This is a genomic window from Effusibacillus lacus (genome assembly GCF_002335525.1).
Classification (GTDB): Bacteria; Bacillota; Bacilli; order Tumebacillales; family Effusibacillaceae; genus Effusibacillus; species Effusibacillus lacus.
In genome coordinates, this window is the sequence record NZ_BDUF01000101.1 from 1 (window position 1) to 22,462 (window position 22,462).

The following is a 22,462-nucleotide window of genomic DNA, read 5'->3' on the forward strand; positions in this document are numbered from 1 at the left end:
ACCTCTGCGGATGATTCGTCCCGCGTTGTCGACATGGACGTCGACGCTCTTAGCGGGGCTACCTCAGTCGATGCTTTCGCCTCGCCTTTAGGGGGCGGGGCAGCCGCATCGTATTCGAAGAATCAATCGTGGCTCCCTACACGATTCAGTTTTCAAAGAACGACTTGGTCCTTCAGGGCCTTAGCGTTACTTGTGCCCTGTGGGTGCAAAGAACGACTTAGATCCTGGATGATCTATCCCGCGTTGTTGACATGGACGTCAACGTTCTTAGCGGGGTTTCCTTACTGTTGCCTTAGCGTTACTTGCACTCCAGAGTATAAGTTGCAACTAAGCGACAAGTCGCTAAGTTGAACTAAATGCCCCTTGGGTGCAAAGAACGACTTGTTTCGTTCGAACCGCTCTCTCGCGACAACAGAAGCTATAATATCATGTAATCCACCGCTCCTCAACATATTATGCAGAACAAATACAAACAAAAAGTAGAATGTGGAGCAAATGCCACAAAAGATTCTACTTCATTCTCCTGGTTTCTTCATTTTTCGCCCGATAATTTGACGTTATACAAGAATCATAAAACGTCCACACCAAACTTCAAAAACAAATAAATCCGTCAAAAGGCTGAAATCTTTCGACACCTTTCGACGGATTTAAGGTAGCATCAGAAAAGTTTTATGTGATTGTCTTAATGGGGTCTAATGTTTGGAGCGGGCGATGGGAATCGAACCCACGCGACCAGCTTGGAAGGCTGGAGTTCTACCATTGAACTACGCCCGCATGACTGGCGGAGAGAAAGGGATTCGAACCCTTGAGACGCGGTTAACGCCTACACGATTTCCAATCGTGCTCCTTCGACCAACTCGGACATCTCTCCACAACTGGTCGGAATGCAGGGATTTGAACCCTGGACCTCACGCTCCCGAAGCGTGCGCGCTACCAAGCTGCGCTACATTCCGAAGAACCCCCACAAAGTGACGCAAAGCTTTTGCAGCAAAACCGGGTACTTTGCGGGAACCCCAAAACAATTGGTGCCGGAGGTGGGACTCGAACCCACAAAATCACGATTTTGAGTCGTGCACGTATGCCAATTCCATCACTCCGGCATCATCATTATTAAATTCTGGTGCGGTCGAGAGGACTTGAACCTCCACGAGCTTGCGCCCACAAGAACCTGAATCTTGCGCGTCTGCCAATTCCGCCACGACCGCAAATGGGGTTCCCATCAAAGCACCCGGAATTAGCTTCGAAGGCTTGTCACTTTGATGAGCGATAGTCTTTGGCTGGGGAGGAAGGGATCGAACCTTCGCATGACGGAGTCAAAGTCCGTTGCCTTACCGCTTGGCGACTCCCCAATAAGTTGTGGTGGCTCGAGGCAGAGTCGAACTGCCGACCTACGGGTTATGAATCCGTCGCTCTCACCAACTGAGCTATCGAGCCATATTGATTTGGTGGAGGGAGAAGGATTCGAACCTTCGAAGGCGATGCCAACGGATTTACAGTCCGCCCCATTTGGCCACTTTGGTATCCCTCCGTCATGGAGCCACCTGCCGGAATCGAACCGGCGACCTCATCATTACGAGTGATGCGCACTACCGACTGTGCTAAGGTGGCAATTCCGATTTCAAACAAAGTTGCTTTAATTGGCTTTATAATGGTGGCTCGGGACGGAATCGAACCGCCGACACGAGGATTTTCAGTCCTCTGCTCTACCGACTGAGCTACCGAGCCATTACTTAGTGCTCGAATCCCTGACGAGATTCACGGTGGCGGAGCTGACGGGATTCGAACCCGCGGTCTCCCGCGTGACAGGCGGGCATGTTAGGCCACTACACCACAGCTCCATGGTTGGTTGCGGGGACAGGACTCGAACCTGCGGCCTTCGGGTTATGAGCCCGACGAGCTACCAACTGCTCCACCCCGCGACGACAGGATGTCGTCGGGCCGACCTTGTGACACGAATGTCACCGCTCTTAGCCGGCCCTCCTTCATCCTCTTTGGTGGAAGCTGACGGGATCGAACCGCCGACCCTCTGCTTGTAAGGCAGATGCTCTCCCAGCTGAGCTAAGCTTCCAGACACCCCACAAAGTGACGCCAAGCATGTAGCAACACCGAGTACTTTGCGGGGACCCCGACAATAATCAGGGAAAGATTAGTGGTGACGCGTACGGGATACGGGAAAACCACCCGGCTGCGCAGCAGAGCTTCCGAAGCAACGCTCCGACGAACCCCGGTTCCTCGAATCCCGTAGCGGATTCAAAGATGGTGACGCGTACGGGATTCGAACCCGTGAATGCCGCCTTGAAAGGGCGGTGAGTTAAGCCACTTCTCCAACGCGCCGAAGGTTTTATTAACGTATTTTCGGGTCCCCATCAAAGTCGGTGTAAGCCGCATCGCTTTCACGTCACTTTGATGGGCCCTTTCCTTCCTGGAGCTTCCAACCAGAATCGAACTGGTGACCTCATCCTTACCATGGATGCGCTCTGCCGACTGAGCTATGGAAGCATGGATGGCTCCTCGAGTAGGGTTCGAACCTACGACCCTCCGGTTAACAGCCGGATGCTCTACCGCTGAGCTATCGAGGAATACCTGTCTGGTGGAGATAAGCGGATTCGAACCGCTGACCCCCTGCTTGCAAGGCAGGTGCTCTACCAACTGAGCTATATCCCCGAAACACCCCCATAAAGTTGCACTTAGCGACTCGTCGCTTAGTGACAACCTATCCCCGGATGGGGGCAAAGTGAAGCAATGCGTTGCAGCTTACACCGAGTACAATTGCGGGGACCCCGAAAAAACTGCATATGGCGTGCCCTGAGAGATACGGGAAGATCACCCGGCTGCGAAGCAAATGCTATCGATGTATCGCTCCGACGAACTCCCACGTTCGAATCTGCAGGCACTAGCAGATCCAAAGTAGTTATAAATGGCGTGCCCTGAGAGATTCGAACTCCCGACCTTTTGATTCGTAGTCAAACGCTCTATCCGGCTGAGCTAAGGGCACAAATCACTCCACGAAGTGACGTAAACATTTGCAGCAAATTCCGGGTACTTCGTGGGAACCCCGAAATTCACAAGTGGTGCGACCGAGTGGACTTGAACCACCACGGGATATCCCACACGCCCCTCAAACGTGCGCGTCTGCCGATTCCGCCACGGTCGCATTTCGGGAGGGCGTGCGGCCAATAACCACATCGCCCATCGATGGAGCGGAAGACGGGGATCGAACCCGCGGCCCTCGCCTTGGCAAGGCGATGCTCTACCGCTGAGCTACTTCCGCACGACACCCCACGAAGCGATTCTCAGCTTCGAAGTGAAATCCAAGTACTTCGCGGGAGCCCCGAAGGGCATTCTGGTGAGCCATGATGGACTCGAACCATCGACACCCTGATTAAAAGTCAGGTGCTCTACCGACTGAGCTAATGGCTCGCACCAAGTGACAAGTGCTATCATAACAAAAATCCAGGTCAAACTCAATATATAATTTTTGTCATTTCACTCACCATTTCCTACCGCCGTCGGCGACAAAAGTTATATTAGCATCATTTCATCGCTGTTTCAATCCGTTTCTCTTAACAAAAGAGAACAAAACCATTCCTAAAAAACTAAAAACACCTCCTAAATCTGTCATGCTTGTTTTCTCTTCAAATTGTAACCAAAAAGAAAAGCCTTGCCTTGGGCAAGACACAATGTTTCCGGAAAAAAGATGAATGTATAAGAAGAAAAATGCAAATTATATGGATGAAACCAAGCGAGTGGCAAACATGAAATGTTGACGCAGCTTGTTGTTAATGGCAAGAACCTCCACCTGTCGATGATCACCCGATGCATGAAGCAAGTTTCCCTCTCCTAGGACGACCGCAACATGAACAGGCGCTTTGTCTGATGGGGATCGAGAGAAGAACACCAGATCGCCGGGTTCCGTTTTGTCAATATCCTTGATCCTGACGCCATATTTTGCTTGTTGGGCCACTGAGTGTGCGGGAATCCAAATCCCATTTTGACGGTATAAATCCTGCACAAACCCGGCACAGTAAAAAGCATGGGGCTCGCTCAACATTGCTTCTGCGGTGGCTGATGGCCCGCCAAATTGTTCTGACATACGCCGAAATTTCTCTTGAAATACTTTTTTGTCTTTGACAAGAATGGCCTGGCTTTGCATTGCATTGACAAGGAATTGTTCTTGTTTGGGAGGGGCAGCTTTCGCCTGAGAATCCTGCAAATGGTGCTGGGCGTAAACGGATGCATGCGAGGTGGCTGCGAACAAAAGCGGTTGGAGCAGAAGGAGCGTCCAAAGTCGTTTCATAGCTGAGCCCCCCTAACCCGATATTCGTTTTTGTCTCCTTGACTACAGAATTCCCTGTATGGCAGATCCGTATTAGAGGGAGTTTTTACTCACGGATACATGGTAAACTTTTTCCCCTTGTTAAGAGGGCGTATGCGCTTTGCTTGACAAAACCGGCATTCATACACAATATGACTGTCCTCCGAATCATTCCATTCCGTATATAACACCTTCTGCATGATTCTCCCGCAGTCCGGACATTTGGTTATGGTAAGTATCAAATGGGCAAGATAATACAAATAAGTGCTTCCCAAAACAATTATGAGCAGACAAAAAAGACCCACAACCCATTCGAACATAATGAACACCCCCATACCATGGTATGGAGGCATGTTCGAAAGTAGAATCCCCTACAGAAAATCGAATGGTTCCGTAACAACAACCGATGCTACGGCTGAACATTGCAGATCTTTTAAAGCTTCATTTAAAAAATCGGCAACTGCAGGCACGACAATCCGTTCCATTCCATTGTGGCCGGGATCTACCAACGCAAGTCCTTTGAACATAGCGTCTTGGGCGTCATGATATTTCAGATCGGCTGTAACCAGCACATCGGCCCCTTTCGATAAAGCTGCGTCAATCCAGTCAGACCCGGACCCTCCGAGTACCGCCACTTTCTTGACCATCCGATCACGTTTTCCGACAATCCGCACTCCGGGGACTGCCAGTTTCGATTTGACCAGCATAGCAAACTCATCCAATTTGCACTTTTCTTTTAGATCGCCAATTCTTCCAATCCCAAAGGGCTTTCCCATGATCTCAAGCGGATACAGGTCATAGGCAACTTCTTCATAAGGGTGGGCTTCCAGCATGGCGCGGACAACTTTTTCCTGAAGTTGTTCAGGCACAATGGTTTCCAGTCGAATCTCTTCTACCTTTTCCAGATTGCCTTGTTCCCCAATAAAAGGATTTGTCCCCTCCTCCGGTTTAAAAGTCCCAATTCCTTCCATATTGAAGGTACAGTGGCTGTAATTTCCAATCCATCCGGCACCGGCACCGCATATGGCTTGTAACACTTGATCGTGGTGACTCTTTGGAACAAACACTACCAGTTTCCTTACTCTTTGATTATGCAGTCTGTCCAGGATCTCGACATTCTGCAGTCCCAACAAACGGGCCAGTACGTCGTTGACTCCTCCTTCCACCACATCGAGATTGGTGTGGGCTGCATACACTGAGATGCTATGGGTCAACAGTTTGGAAATGGTTCGTCCGTAGTGGGTGTCGGTACGGATTGTCTTAATCGAGGAATATATGATTGCATGATGCGCTATGATCATTTGCGCGCCAATCCGTATCGCCTCATCCACAACCTCCTCGGTCACGTCGAGGGTTACCAGAATTTTATTGACGGGTTGAGTAGGATCACCAATCTGCAGTCCAATTTTGTCCCCTTCCAAGGCAAGGTTTGGGGATACCCATTCCTCCAGTACCCGAATTACATCCCTGACTCTTGCTTGCATGCTTTCCACACCTCCTCAAGTCTGTTCTTTTTCTCAAGCATTGCGTCCCGTTTCATCCCTGCATCTTCCCCTTGCGCTTTCTGCAGACTTCGCAATATCCTCTCAAGCTTCTCAATGGCACAGGCTATTTTTTGCGGAAACAGCGGGTGATTCTTCAGCAACTCCACATTGCCGAATTCATACCACAGAGGATCGCTGTATACCTCCTGCCCCGGTTCCGCCAACAGAATCTCATAGAGGATCCCTTCATCCATCACCAGTTCCTCCACGGTGATCCGCCACCCATTCTGATGCAACCATTTGCGGAGACGATCGCTGTCGACCATCGGTTGCAAGATCATTTTCTTTACACCGTACAACTTGTCTTTGCCGGCAGCCAATATTTCGACAATCGTCCCCCCTCCCATTCCGCAGACGGTGATGGTATCCGCTTCTCCCGCCGTAATCACCTCGAGACCGTTACCTCTACGAACGTCGATTTTATCTGACAGCCCGGCTTCTTCTACGGTTCGCTTGGCCGTCTCATAGGGTCCCTGGTTGACTTCTCCCGCCACTGCCTTGACTACTTTCCCTTGTTCCACAAGATATGTTGGCAGATAGGCATGATCGCTTCCTATATCCGCAATTTTCGCACGCATCGGAATCAGATCAGCAACTTTTTGCAAACGTTTTGACAGTTTCATCAAATCACCGAGTTCATTATACCCGGATTTTCCCCCGAACACAAAAAGGGAGCGTTCCCGCAGGCCGCTCCCCGTGATAATTTCTATGCTGTTTCAATTGAATTGGCTTTGTGCAGATTCAACAGGTCAATGGCCTGTTCCCGCAATTTGAATTTCTGAATCTTGCCCGACGCTGTCATCGGATATTCGGTGCAGAATTGAATGTACCGCGGAACTTTGTAACGGGCGATCTTATCCAGACAATATTCGCGGATTTCTTCCGCTGTTGCCGTCTCCCCTTCTTTCAACCGGATCCAGGCCATCACTTCTTCTCCGTATTTTTCGTCCGGAACGCCAACCACCTGTACATCCAACACTTTCGGGTGAGTGTAGAGGAACTCTTCGATTTCACGGGGATAAATATTCTCTCCGCCACGAATGATCATATCTTTTAAACGGCCGGTGATTTTGCAGTATCCGTTCTCGTCCATTGTCGCAAGATCACCTGTGTGCAGCCATCCGTCTTCGTCAATGGCTTTTGCGGTCGCTTCCGGATTCTTATAGTACCCCTTCATTACGTGGTACCCTCGCGTACAAAGCTCTCCTTGCACACCGCGCGGAACTTCCCGGTTGGTGCCTGGCTCCACAATCTTCACCTCAACCGCCGGCAAGGCGCGGCCTACCGTTGCCACTCTCAATTCAATCGGGTCATTCGTGCGAGTCTGGGTAATGACCGGTGAAGATTCTGTTTGTCCGTAGGCGATGGTGATTTCACGGGCTCCCATTTTTTCCACAACCGCTTTCATCACCTCAATCGGACAAGGGGACCCGGCCATAATGCCCGTCCGTAAGGAACTGAGATCATAGTTGTCAAAATCGGGATGGTTTAGTTCCGCAATAAACATGGTCGGCACTCCGTGTAAAGCCGTGCATTTCTCATCCTGCACCGCGGATAACACCTTGACGACATCAAACTCCTGTACAGGAACCATAGTGGCTCCTGCAGTAACGCATGTGAGAGTTCCGAGCACACACCCGAAGCAATGGAAAAACGGAACCGGGATACACATGCGGTCCTGATGGGTCAACTTCATACACTCTGCGATATTGGCGGCATTGTTGACAATGTTGTTGTGAGTCAGCATGACTCCCTTTGGGAAACCCGTGGTGCCGGACGTATACTGCATATTGATCACCTCATCCGGGTCCAGGGATTCCATGCGGTCATCCAGCTCCGCATCGCTTATTTGATTTCCCATCTCTACGATGTCCGACCACAGAAACATGCCGGGAAATTGTTTGTCCCCGATAATAATGACATTCTTCAGAAAAGGGAGTTTTTCGGATTGCAGTTTGCCGGGCTCTGATGTTCTCAACTCCGGAACAATTTCGTACAACATCTCCACATAAGAGGCCCCGCGGTACGATTCCATCAGAATTAAGGTTGTGGAATCGGACTGTTTCAACAGATACTCCAGTTCGGCTGTCCGGTAGTTGGTGTTTACTGTCACCAGAACCGCACCCATTTTCCCGGTGGCAAACTGCGCCGTTACCCATTCGGGGTGGTTGGTGGCCCATATGGCGATGTTTTCACCCTTCAGAATCCCCAGCTTCATAAGACCTTTCGCCACTTGACGGCAAAGATCATCAAATTGTTTGTATGTATACCGCAATCCTCGATCCGGATAGACAACAGCCTCGTGCTCAGGACGAACTTTCGCGACTTGTTCAAGCAGCCTGCCTACTGTAATTTGCATGATTTGTGCCATTCATAAATCCCCCTCGTCATGAATATTGGCAACTTTCATTAAATAATTGATTCGAGACAGGTGTTTGATATTCCTTTCGAACGTTAAAAATCTCCCTCAAACGCCTAAAAAAGCGGCCCCTTGGCCATCAAGGATGCCGCCGCACTATTGTCAACAACCCAATTGCCGGGCAATTACAAGTCTCTGGATCTCCGATGTTCCTTCCCCAATCTCCATCAGTTTGGCATCACGGAGATACCTCTCAACCGGGTACTCCTTCATGTAACCGTATCCCCCGTGAATTTGAATTGCCTGGTCGCAGGCCCGCATACAGATTTCGGATGCGTACAATTTGGCCATGGCCGCTTCTTTGGTAAACGGCCTCTTCTCGTCTTTCAACCACGCAGCCTTCAGCACCATATTTCTGGCAAGTTCTATATGCATGGCCATGTCCGCCAACTTGAACTGAATGGCTTGAAACCTGGAAATGGACTGTCCAAACTGAATCCTTTCTTTCGCATATTGAAGCGCGGCATCAAAGGCAGCTTGGGCAATTCCAACCGATAATGCCCCGATTGAGATTCTTCCCCCGTCCAATGTATAAAGAAACTGCTTGAACCCCTTCTTTGGATCGCCCAGGAGATTTTCCTTCGGGACCCGGACATCCTCAAGAATCAATTCGGCGGTGTTGGAGCCGCGGAGTCCCAACTTTTCGTACTCCTTGCTTACCCGAAAACCGGGGGCGTCCGTCGGCACAATCAGAGCCGACACAATGTTCTTGCCTGACTCGGTTTTTCCAGTCACCGCTGTGACGATTACGGTCTTTGCAAAGGAAGCATTGGTGATGAAGCATTTGGAACCGGTAATCACATACTGGTCGTTTTCCAGAACCGCTTTTGTCATCGTACCGCCCGCATCAGAACCAGCCCCCGGCTCTGTTAATCCGAAAGCCCCCAACGCTTTGCCGGATGCCAGTGGCACAAGGTACTTTTGCTTCTGGTCTTCCGTTCCAAAATAATAGATAGGACTTGCGCCCAGAGATACAGCTGCAGCATAACTGAGCCCGGTACTCCCACACGCACGTCCGACTTCTTCTACCGCCAGGGCATAAGAAATCGTGTCCCCGCCGATTCCGCCGTACTCTTCGGGAAAAGGAATCCCCAGCAGGCCCAACTCCCCCATTTTCTTAAAGGTGTCTAACGGGAATGCGGCGGACCGGTCAATTTCTGCCGCCTTGGGAGCGATTTCGTTGTCGGCAAATTCCTTGACCATGTCCCGGATCATCTTTTGTTCTTTTGTCAAATCAAAATTCATCCGTTGTTTCCTCCCCCTGAACCGACCGAACGCTCGCTCAGGTTTGTTCCAAACGAACATTCGGTTGGTATTATTTAAAAAATATATCCCTTTGGGCTACTCTTATTATAATGTTCGCTGTTTAAACCTGTCGAGCCATTTTTGGAATTTGCATCCCGCTGGGAAACGATGTAAAATGTAGAACAAACAATAAGCACCCGCCAAGGTGACGGGTGCAGGAACAGGTTGTTCTACTCGAGGAAATCTTTCAACCGTTTGCTGCGGCTTGGATGACGGAGTTTTCGCAACGCCTTGGCTTCAATCTGGCGAATCCGTTCACGGGTGACGCCAAACACTTTGCCCACTTCCTCCAATGTGCGGGTACGGCCATCATCAAGACCGAAGCGAAGGCGCAGGACGTTTTCCTCCCGCTCGGTCAATGTGTCGAGCACATCCTCCAGCTGTTCTTTCAGCAGTTCATACGCTGCTGCATCTGCGGGAGCCAGGGCATCCTGATCTTCGATAAAGTCTCCCAAGTGTGAGTCATCTTCTTCACCGATGGGAGTTTCAAGTGATACGGGTTCCTGGGCAATCTTCATGATTTCCCGAACCTTCTCCGGACTCATTTCCATTTCAATCGCAATTTCTTCGGGGGTTGGTTCCCGCCCCAATTCCTGCAGAAGCTGACGGGAGATTCGGATCAACTTATTGATTGTCTCTACCATGTGAACAGGGATCCGAATGGTTCTCGCCTGGTCCGCAATCGCTCGAGTGATTGCCTGGCGAATCCACCAGGTAGCATAGGTGCTGAACTTGTAACCCTTGCGGTAATCGAACTTCTCGACAGCCTTGATCAAACCCATGTTACCTTCCTGAATCAAATCAAGGAACAGCATGCCCCGGCCAACATACCGTTTGGCAATGCTTACAACCAGTCGAAGGTTTGCTTCAGCCAGACGGCGTTTGGCTTCTTCATCGCCTTTCTCAATCCGTTTGGCCAATTCAATCTCTTCATCGGCAGACAGCAGCGGTACGCGCCCAATCTCTTTCAGGTACATGCGTACCGGATCGTTGATCTTGATTCCCGGGGGCACCGTCAGATCCCCAAGATCAAATTCTTCTTCAGTGTCGGTGGGCATTACGTCCTCATTATCGTCAAGAACCAATTCATCAGCTTCTTCATCGTCATCTTCCGATTCGTTGCTTACTTCAACTCCACGTTCGGCCAACAGTTCAAAGAACTCGTCAATCTGGTCCGAATCCTGTTCAAAAGCGGACAATCTGTCCATGATTTCTTTGAAAGTCAGATAGCCGCGCTTTTTGCCGGTTTCCAACAGTTGTTCCTTGACCTGTTCCACTGTAAGTTCTGTTGTTTCTGTGTTCTTCACTGGTTTCTTCACCATCCCGACCCCTCCTTCCCCACGGAGTGTCTATCTTGTTTTTTTGCGCAGTTCAATTTGTTCCTGTGCCAAGTGCCGAAGTGTCTCGAAATCCCCGTTCTTTGCAGCAGCTTCCATCTCTTTCGGAATCAGTTGCAAACGTTTCTCCGCCTGATGCATCTGCATCCGTTGAATGTATTCGTCTGCAAGCCCCGGTCTGTTACCGGTCGATTCCGCCTCCAATGACAATTGAGACGCCAAGCGAACCAAGTTGTCATCATCAAGCCGGGATATAAAGTGGGCCGGATTGGACTCAGCATGATTCCCGTAATAAAGATAGAGGTGAACTGCCAAAGCGGCATGCTCTTCAACGGAAAATTCATCAACAATCGTCTCTTTGACTTGTCTTGCTACCCCCGGATCGATTAACATAAGAGATAGGAGTTTCCTTTCCGCCTGAATATGGGCGGGAAGAGGACTTTGCGCCTTTCTGAACATGCTCTCGCCATTATTTATATTAGTATTCCACTTACTGGCAGGTTTATCCCCGACTTTTTGGTTTGAGATGACCATTTTCATCTCTTCTTTTAAGGATTCGAGAGACACGTTAAATTCTCCTGCCAATTCGCGCAAATACGTCTCCCGTTCAACAGGGCTTTTGGCTTCAGCGATGATCCGAACTGCCTCAGACAAAAAAGCGATGACACCTTCCTGTGTGGACAATTGGCTGTTTGACCGAAGCATCTTCAATTTGAACGCGGTTGAAGAAATGGTTCCTTCCTCAACAATTCTCTCAAACGACTCCGTTCCAAATTTCCGAAGAAATTCATCCGGATCCAGTCCATCGGGCAATACAGTTACCCGCGGGACTCCTCCCGCTTCCGTTATCACTTCGGAGCTCCGCACAGATGCATTCTGACCCGCCCGATCTCCGTCGTACATCATGACAATCTCATTGCCGTTTCTTTTGAGAATCTTTGCCTGCTCCAATGTCAAAGCAGTTCCCAAGGCTGCCACGACATTTCGGATACCGTACTGGTGAGCCATGATCACATCCATGTACCCCTCAAGCAGGATGGTTCTCCCCTGCTGGCGAATAAAGGGTCTCGCCCGATGGAGATTGTACAAGTGCCTGCCTTTTTGGAAAAGCTCTGTTTCCGGGGAATTCAAGTATTTCGGTTCCCCTTTCCCCAGTATACGCCCGCCAAAACCAATAACGCGTCCTTGTCCGTCCTGAATCGGAAACATGACGCGTCCCCGAAAACGGTCAAAATAACGGCCGGGTTGATTTTGGCTTGCGGAAAGCAATCCCGCCCGCTCAAGAAACTCCTCCTCAAACCCGCGCTTCTTAAAAAACGTCAGCAGAAGATCCCACCGGTCAGGTGCAAATCCCAGCTGAAATTCTTCAATTGTGGGTAACGTTAACCCGCGTCTCTGGAGGTATTGAAGAGCAGGTACACCGGCTTCCGTGTTCAGCAGGATGTGATGATAAAACTTGGCCGCCAGATCATGGCACCGAAGCATCTCTCTACGGCGAATTGCTTCGGGAGAATCCTTGTCAGATTCATCCCTTTCAGGCAGATGAATGCCTGCCCTTTTTGCCAGGTGTTCGACTGCTTCCACAAATGAAAGATTCTCCATATGCATGACAAAGGAGATTGAATTGCCACCCGCCCCACAACCAAAACAATGATAAACCTGTTTGGTTGGAGACACAGAAAACGACGGGGTTTTCTCCGAATGAAACGGACACAATCCTACAAAAGATCGCCCCGATCGTTTTAAGGGTACATATTCAGAGATCAAGTCAACGATGTCAAAATGTTGGCGAATTTGCTCAATGACCTCTTCCGGGATTCGCCTCATCCTGCATCAAACCTTTCTGCATGAGGCAGCTTGCCAGAATACATTCTGATATTCGCCAATGCGGAAGTATCTCCTTCAGGAACTATAAAAAATTTATTGACAATCATTTTTTGATCCGGTGTTTCTATTATTCTACAGGTGCCGACAATTTCCTTCTAATGATTCACATTTCGTTTACAAAAATCGACACTAGACGACATTCTTCCGATTCAAAAACTAGGCTCTCTTAGTATAAACCGAATTATTGCGAAATATTCCGAATGTAATCCTTGCATGCAAAAGATTAAAGGCCCCGCTCAAAGGATTTAAGCAGGGCTTTTCTCTGCCATCAGTTTATCTTGGGTTGTTCAGGGTGGCTTGGGCAGCAGCCAATCTCGCAATCGGAACCCGGAATGGAGAACAGGACACGTAATTCAAGCCATTCTTGTAACAGAACTCGATGGAACTTTTCTCCCCGCCGTGTTCTCCGCAAATTCCAAGCTTCAGACCGGGTTTCACACTGCGTCCCAGTTGTTCGGCCATCTGGATCAGTTTGCCTACTCCGCTCTGATCCAACACAATGAACGGATTGTCCGGCAGAACTTTATGCTGAACATATTGGTGCAGGAATTTGCCTTCGGCATCATCGCGTGAGAAACCGAATGTGGTTTGGGTCAAGTCGTTGGTTCCGAACGAGAAAAAGTCCGCCTCTGTTGCAATTTCGCCGGCTGTCAGTGCCGCACGCGGTATCTCAATCATCGTGCCAATGGTATATTCAAATGCCTGACCCGTCTCTTCCATAACCTCATTTGCTTTTTCCACGACCAGTTCACGCATGATCCGTAGTTCATTCACATGCCCCACAAGCGGAATCATAACTTCCGGATGAACGTCGATCCCCTTTTGCTTCAAGTTGGCTGCCGCCCTGAAAATGGCAACCACTTGCATTTCATAGATTTCAGGAAAAGTCATGCCCAGACGGCATCCACGGTGTCCAAGCATCGGATTGAATTCCTGCAATGCCCGCACCTTGCGCAGGAGAGCCTCTTTCTCCCGGATCAATACAGGGTCACTGTCAGGACTCATCCGAAGCTTTGTCAGTTCAACAAGCAATTCCTCAAAATTGGGCAAGAACTCATGCAGCGGCGGGTCCAGCAACCGGATTGTCACCGGCAAACCTTCCATGGCGGACAAAATCCCCTCAAAATCCCCCTGCTGCATCGGAAGCAGTTTATCCAGCGCAATGCGGCGTTCTTCTTCTGTTTCCGCAAGAATCATTTCCTGCACAATCGGCACCCGATCCAAAGCCATAAACATATGCTCCGTCCGGCAGAGACCGATTCCTTGGGCCCCAAACTCGCGAGCCTTGGCAGCGTCTTCCGGATTGTCCGCATTGGCCCGCACGTCAATTTTGCGGATTTCATCTGCCCAATCCAACAATTGCTTAAACTCGGCAGACAAAACAGGGTCAATCAAAGGCACTTCACCAAGCAGGACCCGCCCGGTTCCCCCATCGATGGAGATCCAATCCCCTTCTTTAATCACTTTATCTTCAACAGTAACCTGTTTTGCCCGCAGATCAATCCGCAAAGCTTCACAGCCGCAAATACAGGGTTTCCCCATACCACGGGCCACTACCGCTGCGTGGGATGTCATTCCGCCACGTGAAGTGACGATTCCCTGTGCCGCCACCATTCCATGTATGTCTTCCGGAGTGGTTTCCGGACGGACCAGGATTACTTTCTTTCCTTCATGGCCCAACTTGTCTGCTGTATCTGCATCAAACACAACGATTCCGGATGCTGCACCCGGAGAAGCAGGGAGCCCTTTTGCCACCACCTCCAGTTGAGCAGCGGGATCAATGCGGCGGAACAGCAACTGATCCAGGATATTGGGATCTACCCGCAAGAGGGCCTCCTCTTTCGATATCAGGCCTTCTTTCACCATATCCACTGCAACCTTTACTGCCGCTTGAGCCGTACGTTTGCCGTTTCGTGTCTGCAGCATGTAGAGTTTTCCGCGTTCTACGGTGAATTCAATGTCCTGCATATCTTTATAGCGGGATTCCAGACGATGTGCGATCTCTTTAAACTGTTGATAAATGCCGGGCATTACATCTTTTAAGGCTGAAATCGGCTGGGGAGTGCGAATACCGGCTACTACATCTTCACCCTGCGCATTGATCAGGAACTCACCGTACAATTCGTTTTCACCGGTGGACGGATTCCGGGTGAATGCCACGCCAGTACCGGAGTCGTCCCCCAAGTTCCCGAACACCATGATTTGAATGTTGACAGCCGTGCCGAGATCGTCCGGGATTTTGTTGATTCTTCTGTATACCTGAGCCCGCTGGTTGTTCCAAGACTTGAATACAGCGTGAACCGCTTTGTCCAATTGTACCTTTGGGTCTTGCGGAAACTCGGCCCTTGTTTCTTTACGAACCAACTCCTTATATCGGCTCACCACTTCTTTCCAGTCTTCCGCCTGAAGATCCGTATCCAGCTTGACTCCCCGGGTTTCTTTCACCTGATCCAGAATGTTCTCAAAATGATAATGGTCAACCCCGAGCACCACATCGCTGAACATCTGGATAAACCGGCGATAGCAATCATATGCAAACCGGTCATTGCCACTTAATTCTGCCAATCCTTGAACGGTTGCATCATTCAATCCCAGATTCAGAATGGTATCCATCATTCCGGGCATGGAGAATTTGGCACCGGACCTTACGGAGACCAGTAACGGGTCTGCCGGATCGCCCAGTTTCTTCCCAACCTTCTCTTCCAGTTCCGCAAGAGCCTGGTCAATTTGTTGCTGGATTTCAGTCGTTACGGTTTCCCCTGCCCTGTAAAATTCCCGACACGCGTCGGTAGCAATCGTGAATCCCGGAGGAACCGGCAATCCGGCTCTCGTCATTTCCGCGAGGTTAGCCCCTTTTCCGCCGAGAACGTCTTTCATGTCGGCATGCCCTTCTTTAAACATGTAGACATATTTTTTCTCCATTACGCTTTTCCTCCCCCGCGTTTTAAAATATCCATTACAATGCTGGCCGTTTCTTCAACAGCTTTATTGGAGACATTAATGACAGGACAACCCAGTTTACGCATTAATTTCTCGGCATATTCCAACTCCAGTAAGATCCGGTCCAAGTTTGCGTAATTCGCTTGCGCCTTAAGCCCCAACGACTTAAGCCGTTCTTGCCGGATAAGATTGAGTTCATTGGGCGATATCGTCAGACCGATAATTTTTTTGGGCGAGACTTGGAACAGTTCTTCCGGAGGCTCCACTTCAGGTACCAATGGAACGTTGGCACATTTGATCCGCTTATGGGCCAGATACATCGACAACGGAGTTTTTGAAGTGCGTGAAACCCCAATCAGGACCAAGTCTGCTCTCAGCAAACCGCGGGGGTCTTTCCCGTCATCATATTTAACGGCAAACTCGATTGCTTCCACCCGGCGGAAGTACTCGTCATCCATTTGGTGCAGCAAACCAGGTCGCCGTTTGGGTTCCATCTGAACCACATTCTGAAACGCCTCCAGCATCGGACCCATAATGTCCACCAAATGTACCCCTTGCCGTTTTGATTCTTCGATGATGAATTCCCGCAGACTGGGTATCACCAATGTGAATGCAACAAACCCGTTGACTTCTTTTGCCGCCTCAATCACCTCTTTAATCGGTTCCGGATCATCCACATAGGAGACACGGCGAATCTCGACCCGACCTCCATTAAATTGGCTGGCTGCGGCTCTTACCACAAACTCGGCGGTTTCCCCGACTGAATCGGATACCACATACACGATTGGCATATGTTCTTTCAACCTGTTATCCTCCCACCACAATCAGATTTCCCGGTTTGAACCCAGTTCGACAAAGATCTTCGTAACGGTGGTCTTGGTAAAACGACCGATAACCTCATACTGTTTCCGTTCCGCATCAAGCACCTTCACTACGGGAAGCGAATCGACCGCATTTTCCACAAGCTTTCGGGCAGCGTTATAAACATTATCCTCACCCGTCACTGTAATAACGTTTGGCATCCGGGTCATCACCAGTGAAACCGGCACCGATTGCGTTTCCTGTTTGCCAATGGCCACCTTAAGCAAATCTTTTCTCGAAATGACACCGGCAAGAATTCCATGATCTTTGACCACCGAAAGATTGCCCACGTCTTCTACGAACATGGCAACAATCGCATCGTAAACGGTCGCGTTCTCTGAGATTACAACCGGTACAGCCTTGTGGTCTTTGACTAACATTTTGCGCAGTTGTTCGCCAAAAATCTCGCTTGTTTTCTTGCCTGCATAAAAGTATCCGACACGCGGCCGGGCTTCCAAAAAACCCGCCATTGTAAGAATGGCTAAATCAGGCCGCAAAGTTGCGCGTGTCAAATTCAGCTTTTCCGCAATCTGTTCACCCGTTATGGGCCCTTCCAGGCGGACGATTTCCAATATCTGCTGCTGTCTTGCTGACAATTCGATGGCCAAACACCACCTTCGGAAAAAGGATTCTATAAATGTGACATACTTTATGACGATTTATCCAATATAGTATATACTATATTAGCACAGAATTTCCTGCTAGAGTTCTTTTGCACAAATTTTTTACAAAAGAAAACACATCGACAACCGGCAACATTCCGTAATCGATGTGTGTGACTGACAATTCTTTAGAACTTCACTTTGTCCAACAGATATTCTTTCAATTCCCTGATCGGCATGCGAACCTGTTCCATGGAATCTCTTTCCCGGACCGTAACCTGACCGTCCGTCTGGGAATCAAAATCGTAGGTGATGCAGAACGGAGTGCCGATTTCATCCTGCCTGCGGTATCTCTTTCCGATAGAACCTGATTCGTCAAAGTCACAGTTGAATTCCGCCGACAGCAATTCGTAAATCTTGACAGCATCGTCAGACAGCTTCTTGGAAAGCGGCAGAACGGCAGCCTTAAACGGTGCCAGAGCCGGATGGAAGCGAAGTACCGTACGCTTGTCCCCATCTCCCAAATCTTCTTCGTCATACGAGTCGATCAGGAACGCCAAAGTTACCCGGTCTGCCCCCAGGGAAGGTTCAATGCAGTAGGGAATATATTTTTCATTGGTTTCAGGATCGAGATAATGGAAATCCTCGCCGGAATGCTGCATGTGGCTCTTCAAATCAAAATCGGTCCGGTCGGCGATCCCCCACAACTCTCCCCAACCAAAGGGAAACTTGTACTCAATGTCTGTTGTCGCATTGCTGTAATGGGACAATTCATCAACCGTGTGATCCCGGAGACGGATATTCTGCTCATGAATGCCAAGTCCCAGCAGCCACTGGTAGCAATAGTCCCGCCAGTACTGGAACCACTTTAAGTCTTCCCCGGGTTTGCAGAAAAATTCAAGTTCCATTTGTTCAAATTCCCGAGTGCGAAAGGTAAAGTTGCCCGGTGTGATCTCATTTCGGAAGCTCTTGCCGATTTGGCCGATTCCGAAGGGCAGCTTTTTGCGCATGGTCCGCTGCACATTCTTGAAATTGACGAAAATCCCCTGGGCGGTTTCCGGCCTGAGGTAGATTTCATTGGCGGAAGTTTCGGTCACACCCTGAAAAGTCTTGAACATCAGATTAAATTGACGGATACCGGTGAATTCTTTGGAACCGCAATCCGGACATGCGATGTCATGCTCTTGAATCAGACTGGACATCTGCTCGAAGGACATTCCGTCTACAACAATTTCCGTTCCTTTTTCCGCCAAGGCGCTTTCAATAAGTTTGTCGGCACGATGCCTTGCTTTGCAATTCTTGCAGTCAATCATCGGATCGTTGAAATTTCCGACATGCCCGGAAGCCACCCAGGTCTGCGGATTCATCAAGATGGCCGAATCCAGTCCCACATTGTAGGGAGACTCTTGGATAAATTTCTTCCACCAGGCTTTCTTGACGTTGTTTTTCAGTTCCACACCAAGCGGTCCATAATCCCAGGTATTGGCCAGCCCTCCGTAGATTTCGGATCCGGGAAAAATGAATCCCCGGTGTTTGGCCAGCGCAACGATTTGATCCATGGTTACTCTTTGTTCGCTCATCTTTTTCCCACCCCTATTCAAAATAAAAACTCCCGTCCCAAAACAAGGGACGAGAGGTTTCTCCCGCGGTTCCACCCTAGTTGGCGCTCTCAACAGCGCCCGCCTTGATTGAAATCGGCTCCGGACCGCCGTTCATAAACCGTCCATACCGGGCTCGCACCCACCCCGGCTCGCTGACTGGCAATCGTTTACTACTCCTGTCCTTCACTGCCGAAATATGTAACTGTTGGCATGATAACAAAGGTCCCGATCAAAGTCAATTCTAAAGTCCATACTTGTGAAGCTGATCGAGAAACTGTTTTGACTTCAAATGAATTCCGGCGTGTTCCTCCAGATATTGCTTGTGAATTTTACCCAACTGTTGCTTCACGTCGTTTCCGACGTTGATGCTGCCCAGCCGGGAAACATCAATCTCCTGAAACAACCGAAGCAATTTGAACGTGGCCGGTTTCATCCAGACCGCATAAGGATCCGTTTCGCGGCATTGGTCACAAAGAGGTCCGCCTGCCTGAATTGAAAAGCGGACGGAACTTTGCAGCATATTTCCACAGTTGCCGCACCTGGCCAAATTTGGTTGAATGCCGGCCACAAAGAACATTTTGCTTTCATATATGCGCAATAAAACCTCCGGATCTTTCCCCTCAACCAGATATCCCAACATCTGCAGCAACAAGTGAAAGGAACCGGGATAAGCTTGCCGCTCTTCCAGAACTCGGTCCGTTATCTCGGTCATGCAGGCGGCATAAGCGGACAAAAACAAATCTTCCCGTATGGGACGAAATGAATTGAGCAAATCAGCATGGGAAACGGAAAACATGCCGGTATTCCCGCCATACAGAAGCCAAGTCCCATGCACAAACGGTTGCGATACGGGTACCAGCCTCGATTGGGGCTTATTGGCTCCTTTGGCGAGAACGGCAACTTTTCCATATTTGGCTGTCAAAAGCGTTACCACTTTGTTGGTCTCTCCGTAGTTGATCGCCCGGAGTACAATGCCTTCCGTCTTATCCAAAACGAATCCTCATTTCAACTAATCTCGTCCTGGAAGTTGTATTCGGGATGTGCCGCGGAAAATCCTTTTACGCTTCGTTCGTCAAGTCCTCCTCGCATTGGGTTGCAGAGACTTCGTTCTGACTGTCCAAAGCCTCATGTTCCTTATACAGCAGATAAGCATCGATCTCACCTGTAGCACAAAAGTAGCGCCACGAAAAGTCTCGCATTCTGCTCATCCTTTCTGGTTTTGCCCTGACAGGGCGTCAGTGAGGTTTGACTTGTACCATTAGAATCACCGAACCAGTCAGACGTATACGAAGGAAATCTTCCCAGAAAGCAGAGAGTGGGTTAGTCCGTATCCGTGAAGCCGAAATTGCGAAGCATGGTCTCCCGATTCCGCCAGTCTTCCTTGACTTTCACCCAAAGTTCCAAAAAAGCCCTGGATCCGAACAAATTTTCAATATCCGTACGGGCACGCTGTCCGATCTCTTTTAACATGCCACCGCTTTTGCCGATCAGGATTCCCTTTTGCGAAGTTCTTTCCGTGTAGATCACGGCGCTGATATAAAGCAGATCTTTATCTTCCCTGTACTGCATCTGTTCAATTTCCACGGCAACAGAGTGAGGCACTTCTTCCCGGGTCAGATGGAGGACCTTTTCCCGAATGAGTTCCGCAACCACAAAACGCTCCGGATGATCCGTCACCTGATCATCCGGGTAATACTGCGGACCCTCGGGTAAATTGGCAAATATCAAAGAACGCAGCCTGTCCACGTTGTCACCGGTCAAAGCGGAAATCGGAACGATTTCCTTAAACGGATAAAGATCTTTGTAGTCAGCTATGATTTCCAACAGTTTGTCGTGGGAAACAGAATCGATTTTGTTGACCAGCAAGAACACAGGCGTGTTTACTTTCTTAAGCTGCTCAATCACAAATTCGTCGCCGGGTCCTTTTTTCTCGCTGGCATCCACAATCATGCAGATCAGATCCACCTCGCCAAAAGTGGCGATCGCAGTTCGAACCATATAATCGCCCAACTTGTGTTGAGGCTTATGGATTCCGGGAGTATCGAGAAAAATCGCCTGCCCCTCATCCGTTGTATAGACTCCCCGGATCCGGTTGCGTGTGGTTTGGGGCCTGTCAGACATAATGGCGACTTTCTGGCCGACGATCTGGTTGAGCAAGGTTGATTTTCCGACATTGGGTCTCCCAACAAGCGCAATAAATCCGGACTTATGTATGGCCTGCGTCATTCAAATCCTCCTTCGAAAAAGAATAGGGAAGCAGTTCTGCAACAGTCGTTACCGTAGTTTGTCCATTCAGGTTGGACAGAATCACTTTTGTATCGGGAGAACAGAATTCAGCCAGAACTTGCCTGCACATTCCGCACGGGGAAACAGGCCGGGGAGTATCTGCCACCACCGCAACCAGTTGAATGTCTTTCTTCCCCTCGGAAACCAACTTGAAGATGGCGGTTCGCTCTGCACAGTTGGTCAACCCGTAGGATGCGTTCTCAATATTGCAACCCGTGACCACCGTTCCGTCATCCGCCAGAATCGCGGCTCCCACGGGAAACCTGGAATAGGGGACGTATGCTTTCTCTCTTGCCTGTTTGGCCAACTCAATCAGTTGCTCTCCGTTCATTGTTCAGCCTCCTCTTCCGTGTGATGAACGTACGGATAACAAAATATCCAATCATTACCGGCCCCATGGCAACCAGATACCACTCAACCCCTGCTTTTGAGAAGGTTCGCAATTGAAGCGGCCACAACTTGTCGTGAAACACAAGAAGCCCCACAATCACGGCATGCAATGCTGCCAACAGGACTGCAGCCGCTGCGGTATCCTTCGCGATTTTCGCCAGTTTGTGATAGTCTTCGGTAACAAGGTCAACCAACGACTCTATGGCAGTATTGGCCAATTCTGCCCCCACAACCAAAATAATGGCAAAAAACACGAGAATGACCTCCAGCCTTGATACGTCCAGAACAAGGCAAAAGATCATCACCAGGAATGCAAGCAAAAAGTGGATTTGCATATTGCGTTGGGTTGCCAGTGCGTACATAACTCCCTCTTCGGCATACCGAAAGCTGTTCCGCACCCCTTCAAACCATCGCATGGAATCACCCTCTTGTCAGTCCAATGTTCACCAGAATCGATTCCTGTCTGGAAAACATCTCCTTCTCCTCTTCTTCGGTCCCATGATCATAGCCGATCAAGTGGAGAAACCCGTGAACAGCCAGGAATGCCAGCTCCCGTTCCAGGCTGTGGCTGTATTCCTCAGCTTGCCGCAGGGCTGTAGGGATCGAGATCACAATATCGCCCAACGGTTCCGAATCCACAGCTTCATCCTCGGAATAAAGAATATCCGGCTCTTCCTCGTCAGATTCCTGCAGGGCAAAAGACAATACGTCCGTCGGTGCATCTTTCTTTCTGTAGGTTCGATTGAGTTCCCGGATGGTTTCGTCATCCACAAGAGACACGACCACTTCTCCCGCTTCAATCTGTTCGAAAGCGGCTGCCGCGCGAATGGCTTTTGTCAGAAGTTCCACCACGTCAAAAGCGAATTCGGCTCCGTAATCATCGACTATTTCCACTATAACTCGCGTATTTTGTGCGGTCATGCCAAATCCTCCCATTCCGTTACCCTAAAAGAGACCCCACCAAAGGGTTAAAAG

General features: G+C 49.6%; 17 protein-coding genes and 21 tRNA genes. All 38 read right to left on the minus strand.

Going from position 1 to position 22,462, the window contains the following annotated elements; translation table 11 throughout:
* Positions 1–700 precede the first annotated feature (700 nt).
* Positions 701–774: transfer RNA gene (locus EFBL_RS16845), tRNA-Gly, on the minus strand.
* 5 nt (positions 775–779) lie between these two features.
* Positions 780–871, minus strand: a tRNA-Ser gene (locus EFBL_RS16850).
* Between the two features lie 5 nt (positions 872–876).
* Positions 877–953 (minus strand) — tRNA-Pro (locus EFBL_RS16855).
* A gap of 70 nt (positions 954–1,023) precedes the next feature.
* Positions 1,024–1,100 (minus strand) — tRNA-Leu (locus tag EFBL_RS16860).
* 18 nt (positions 1,101–1,118) lie between these two features.
* A tRNA-Leu gene (locus tag EFBL_RS16865) sits at positions 1,119–1,205 on the minus strand.
* Between the two features lie 69 nt (positions 1,206–1,274).
* Positions 1,275–1,349 (minus strand) — tRNA-Gln (locus EFBL_RS16870).
* Positions 1,350–1,357: 8 nt separating this feature from the next.
* Positions 1,358–1,434, minus strand: a tRNA-Met gene (locus tag EFBL_RS16875).
* 9 nt (positions 1,435–1,443) lie between these two features.
* Positions 1,444–1,528: transfer RNA gene (locus tag EFBL_RS16880), tRNA-Tyr, on the minus strand.
* Positions 1,529–1,532: 4 nt separating this feature from the next.
* Positions 1,533–1,608 (minus strand) — tRNA-Thr (locus EFBL_RS16885).
* Between the two features lie 41 nt (positions 1,609–1,649).
* A tRNA-Phe gene (locus tag EFBL_RS16890) sits at positions 1,650–1,725 on the minus strand.
* A 36-nt stretch (positions 1,726–1,761) separates the two neighbouring features.
* Positions 1,762–1,838, minus strand: a tRNA-Asp gene (locus EFBL_RS16895).
* A 5-nt stretch (positions 1,839–1,843) separates the two neighbouring features.
* Positions 1,844–1,919: transfer RNA gene (locus tag EFBL_RS16900), tRNA-Met, on the minus strand.
* A 73-nt stretch (positions 1,920–1,992) separates the two neighbouring features.
* Positions 1,993–2,068 (minus strand) — tRNA-Val (locus tag EFBL_RS16905).
* Positions 2,069–2,257: 189 nt separating this feature from the next.
* Positions 2,258–2,334 (minus strand) — tRNA-Glu (locus EFBL_RS16910).
* A gap of 89 nt (positions 2,335–2,423) precedes the next feature.
* A tRNA-Thr gene (locus EFBL_RS16915) sits at positions 2,424–2,499 on the minus strand.
* Positions 2,500–2,504: 5 nt separating this feature from the next.
* A tRNA-Asn gene (locus EFBL_RS16920) sits at positions 2,505–2,579 on the minus strand.
* 9 nt (positions 2,580–2,588) lie between these two features.
* Positions 2,589–2,664: transfer RNA gene (locus EFBL_RS16925), tRNA-Ala, on the minus strand.
* A 254-nt stretch (positions 2,665–2,918) separates the two neighbouring features.
* Positions 2,919–2,995 (minus strand) — tRNA-Arg (locus EFBL_RS16930).
* A 74-nt stretch (positions 2,996–3,069) separates the two neighbouring features.
* A tRNA-Leu gene (locus EFBL_RS16935) sits at positions 3,070–3,154 on the minus strand.
* A gap of 42 nt (positions 3,155–3,196) precedes the next feature.
* Positions 3,197–3,271 (minus strand) — tRNA-Gly (locus EFBL_RS16940).
* A 73-nt stretch (positions 3,272–3,344) separates the two neighbouring features.
* Positions 3,345–3,420, minus strand: a tRNA-Lys gene (locus EFBL_RS16945).
* Positions 3,421–3,724: 304 nt separating this feature from the next.
* Positions 3,725–4,297 carry a C40 family peptidase gene (locus tag EFBL_RS16950; RefSeq protein WP_096183364.1) on the minus strand — a complete coding sequence of 191 codons (573 nt, stop codon included), beginning with the start codon at positions 4,295–4,297 and terminating at the stop codon, positions 3,725–3,727.
* Between the two features lie 389 nt (positions 4,298–4,686).
* Entirely contained in the window at positions 4,687–5,799 is a 1,113-nt protein-coding gene (locus tag EFBL_RS16960) for a Nif3-like dinuclear metal center hexameric protein (protein ID WP_096183368.1), read from the minus strand.
* Positions 5,775–6,482: a tRNA (adenine(22)-N(1))-methyltransferase gene (locus EFBL_RS16965; RefSeq protein ID WP_131927784.1), complete on the minus strand. Its 708-nt coding sequence runs from the start codon at positions 6,480–6,482 to the stop codon at positions 5,775–5,777. The genes EFBL_RS16960 and EFBL_RS16965 overlap by 25 nt, the downstream gene beginning before the upstream one ends.
* 83 nt (positions 6,483–6,565) lie before the next feature.
* Positions 6,566–8,221, minus strand: coding sequence for an AMP-binding protein (locus EFBL_RS16970; protein ID WP_096183472.1), 1,656 nt, complete (start codon positions 8,219–8,221; stop codon positions 6,566–6,568).
* A 159-nt stretch (positions 8,222–8,380) separates the two neighbouring features.
* Entirely contained in the window at positions 8,381–9,523 is a 1,143-nt protein-coding gene (locus EFBL_RS16975) for an acyl-CoA dehydrogenase (protein ID WP_096183372.1), read from the minus strand.
* A gap of 230 nt (positions 9,524–9,753) precedes the next feature.
* Positions 9,754–10,905 carry an RNA polymerase sigma factor RpoD gene (gene rpoD / locus EFBL_RS16980; RefSeq protein WP_096183373.1) on the minus strand — a complete coding sequence of 384 codons (1,152 nt, stop codon included), beginning with the start codon at positions 10,903–10,905 and terminating at the stop codon, positions 9,754–9,756.
* A gap of 27 nt (positions 10,906–10,932) precedes the next feature.
* Entirely contained in the window at positions 10,933–12,747 is a 1,815-nt protein-coding gene (gene dnaG / locus EFBL_RS16985; protein ID WP_096183375.1) for a DNA primase, read from the minus strand.
* Positions 12,748–13,080: 333 nt separating this feature from the next.
* Entirely contained in the window at positions 13,081–15,729 is a 2,649-nt protein-coding gene (ppdK, locus tag EFBL_RS16990) for a pyruvate, phosphate dikinase (RefSeq protein WP_096183377.1), read from the minus strand.
* Entirely contained in the window at positions 15,729–16,538 is an 810-nt protein-coding gene (locus EFBL_RS16995) for a pyruvate, water dikinase regulatory protein (protein ID WP_165912721.1), read from the minus strand. The genes ppdK and EFBL_RS16995 overlap by 1 nt, the downstream gene beginning before the upstream one ends.
* Positions 16,539–16,571: 33 nt before the next feature.
* Complete coding sequence (gene ccpN / locus EFBL_RS17000; protein WP_096183381.1) at positions 16,572–17,216, minus strand: transcriptional regulator CcpN; 645 nt, start codon at positions 17,214–17,216, stop codon at positions 16,572–16,574.
* Positions 17,217–17,398: 182 nt separating this feature from the next.
* The gene (locus tag EFBL_RS17005) at positions 17,399–18,790 is read right to left on the minus strand and encodes a glycine--tRNA ligase (protein WP_096183382.1); all 1,392 of its coding nucleotides are present in this window, start codon (positions 18,788–18,790) and stop codon (positions 17,399–17,401) included.
* A gap of 262 nt (positions 18,791–19,052) precedes the next feature.
* Positions 19,053–19,802 carry a DNA repair protein RecO gene (gene recO, locus EFBL_RS17010; protein ID WP_096183384.1) on the minus strand — a complete coding sequence of 250 codons (750 nt, stop codon included), beginning with the start codon at positions 19,800–19,802 and terminating at the stop codon, positions 19,053–19,055.
* Between the two features lie 67 nt (positions 19,803–19,869).
* Positions 19,870–20,010 carry a YqzL family protein gene (locus EFBL_RS17015; RefSeq protein WP_096183386.1) on the minus strand — a complete coding sequence of 47 codons (141 nt, stop codon included), beginning with the start codon at positions 20,008–20,010 and terminating at the stop codon, positions 19,870–19,872.
* A gap of 121 nt (positions 20,011–20,131) precedes the next feature.
* On the minus strand, positions 20,132–21,037 hold the full coding sequence (era, locus tag EFBL_RS17020) for a GTPase Era (RefSeq protein WP_096183388.1): 906 nt from the start codon (positions 21,035–21,037) through the stop codon (positions 20,132–20,134).
* Positions 21,018–21,428: a cytidine deaminase gene (locus tag EFBL_RS17025; protein ID WP_096183390.1), complete on the minus strand. Its 411-nt coding sequence runs from the start codon at positions 21,426–21,428 to the stop codon at positions 21,018–21,020. Before EFBL_RS17025 ends, era begins: the two co-directional genes overlap by 20 nt.
* Positions 21,406–21,903, minus strand: a complete 498-nt coding sequence (locus EFBL_RS17030; protein ID WP_096183392.1) for a diacylglycerol kinase — start codon at positions 21,901–21,903, stop codon at positions 21,406–21,408. Before EFBL_RS17030 ends, EFBL_RS17025 begins: the two co-directional genes overlap by 23 nt.
* Before the next feature lie 4 nt (positions 21,904–21,907).
* Positions 21,908–22,408 (minus strand): rRNA maturation RNase YbeY, encoded by a 501-nt coding sequence (ybeY, locus tag EFBL_RS17035; protein WP_096183394.1) that lies wholly within the window; start codon positions 22,406–22,408, stop codon positions 21,908–21,910.
* Between the last annotated feature and the right edge of the window lie 54 nt (positions 22,409–22,462).

What these genes read in the sequence shown, in the direction of transcription:
- era (WP_096183388.1), bottom strand. Translation starts at nt 21,037, where the DNA reads ATGACGCAGGCCATACATAAGTCCGGATTTATTGCGCTTGTTGGGAGA.
- EFBL_RS17015 (WP_096183386.1), bottom strand. Translation starts at nt 20,010, where the DNA reads ATGCGAGACTTTTCGTGGCGCTACTTTTGTGCTACAGGTGAGATCGAT.
- rpoD (WP_096183373.1), bottom strand. Translation starts at nt 10,905, where the DNA reads ATGGTGAAGAAACCAGTGAAGAACACAGAAACAACAGAACTTACAGTG.
- EFBL_RS16950 (WP_096183364.1), bottom strand. Translation starts at nt 4,297, where the DNA reads ATGAAACGACTTTGGACGCTCCTTCTGCTCCAACCGCTTTTGTTCGCA.
- EFBL_RS16965 (WP_131927784.1), bottom strand. Translation starts at nt 6,482, where the DNA reads ATGAAACTGTCAAAACGTTTGCAAAAAGTTGCTGATCTGATTCCGATG.
- ybeY (WP_096183394.1), bottom strand. Translation starts at nt 22,408, where the DNA reads ATGACCGCACAAAATACGCGAGTTATAGTGGAAATAGTCGATGATTAC.
- EFBL_RS17030 (WP_096183392.1), bottom strand. Translation starts at nt 21,903, where the DNA reads ATGCGATGGTTTGAAGGGGTGCGGAACAGCTTTCGGTATGCCGAAGAG.
- EFBL_RS16975 (WP_096183372.1), bottom strand. Translation starts at nt 9,523, where the DNA reads ATGAATTTTGATTTGACAAAAGAACAAAAGATGATCCGGGACATGGTC.
- ppdK (WP_096183377.1), bottom strand. Translation starts at nt 15,729, where the DNA reads ATGGAGAAAAAATATGTCTACATGTTTAAAGAAGGGCATGCCGACATG.
- dnaG (WP_096183375.1), bottom strand. Translation starts at nt 12,747, where the DNA reads ATGAGGCGAATCCCGGAAGAGGTCATTGAGCAAATTCGCCAACATTTT.
- EFBL_RS17025 (WP_096183390.1), bottom strand. Translation starts at nt 21,428, where the DNA reads ATGAACGGAGAGCAACTGATTGAGTTGGCCAAACAGGCAAGAGAGAAA.
- EFBL_RS16995 (WP_165912721.1), bottom strand. Translation starts at nt 16,538, where the DNA reads ATGCCAATCGTGTATGTGGTATCCGATTCAGTCGGGGAAACCGCCGAG.
- EFBL_RS17005 (WP_096183382.1), bottom strand. Translation starts at nt 18,790, where the DNA reads ATGAGCGAACAAAGAGTAACCATGGATCAAATCGTTGCGCTGGCCAAA.
- EFBL_RS16960 (WP_096183368.1), bottom strand. Translation starts at nt 5,799, where the DNA reads ATGCAAGCAAGAGTCAGGGATGTAATTCGGGTACTGGAGGAATGGGTA.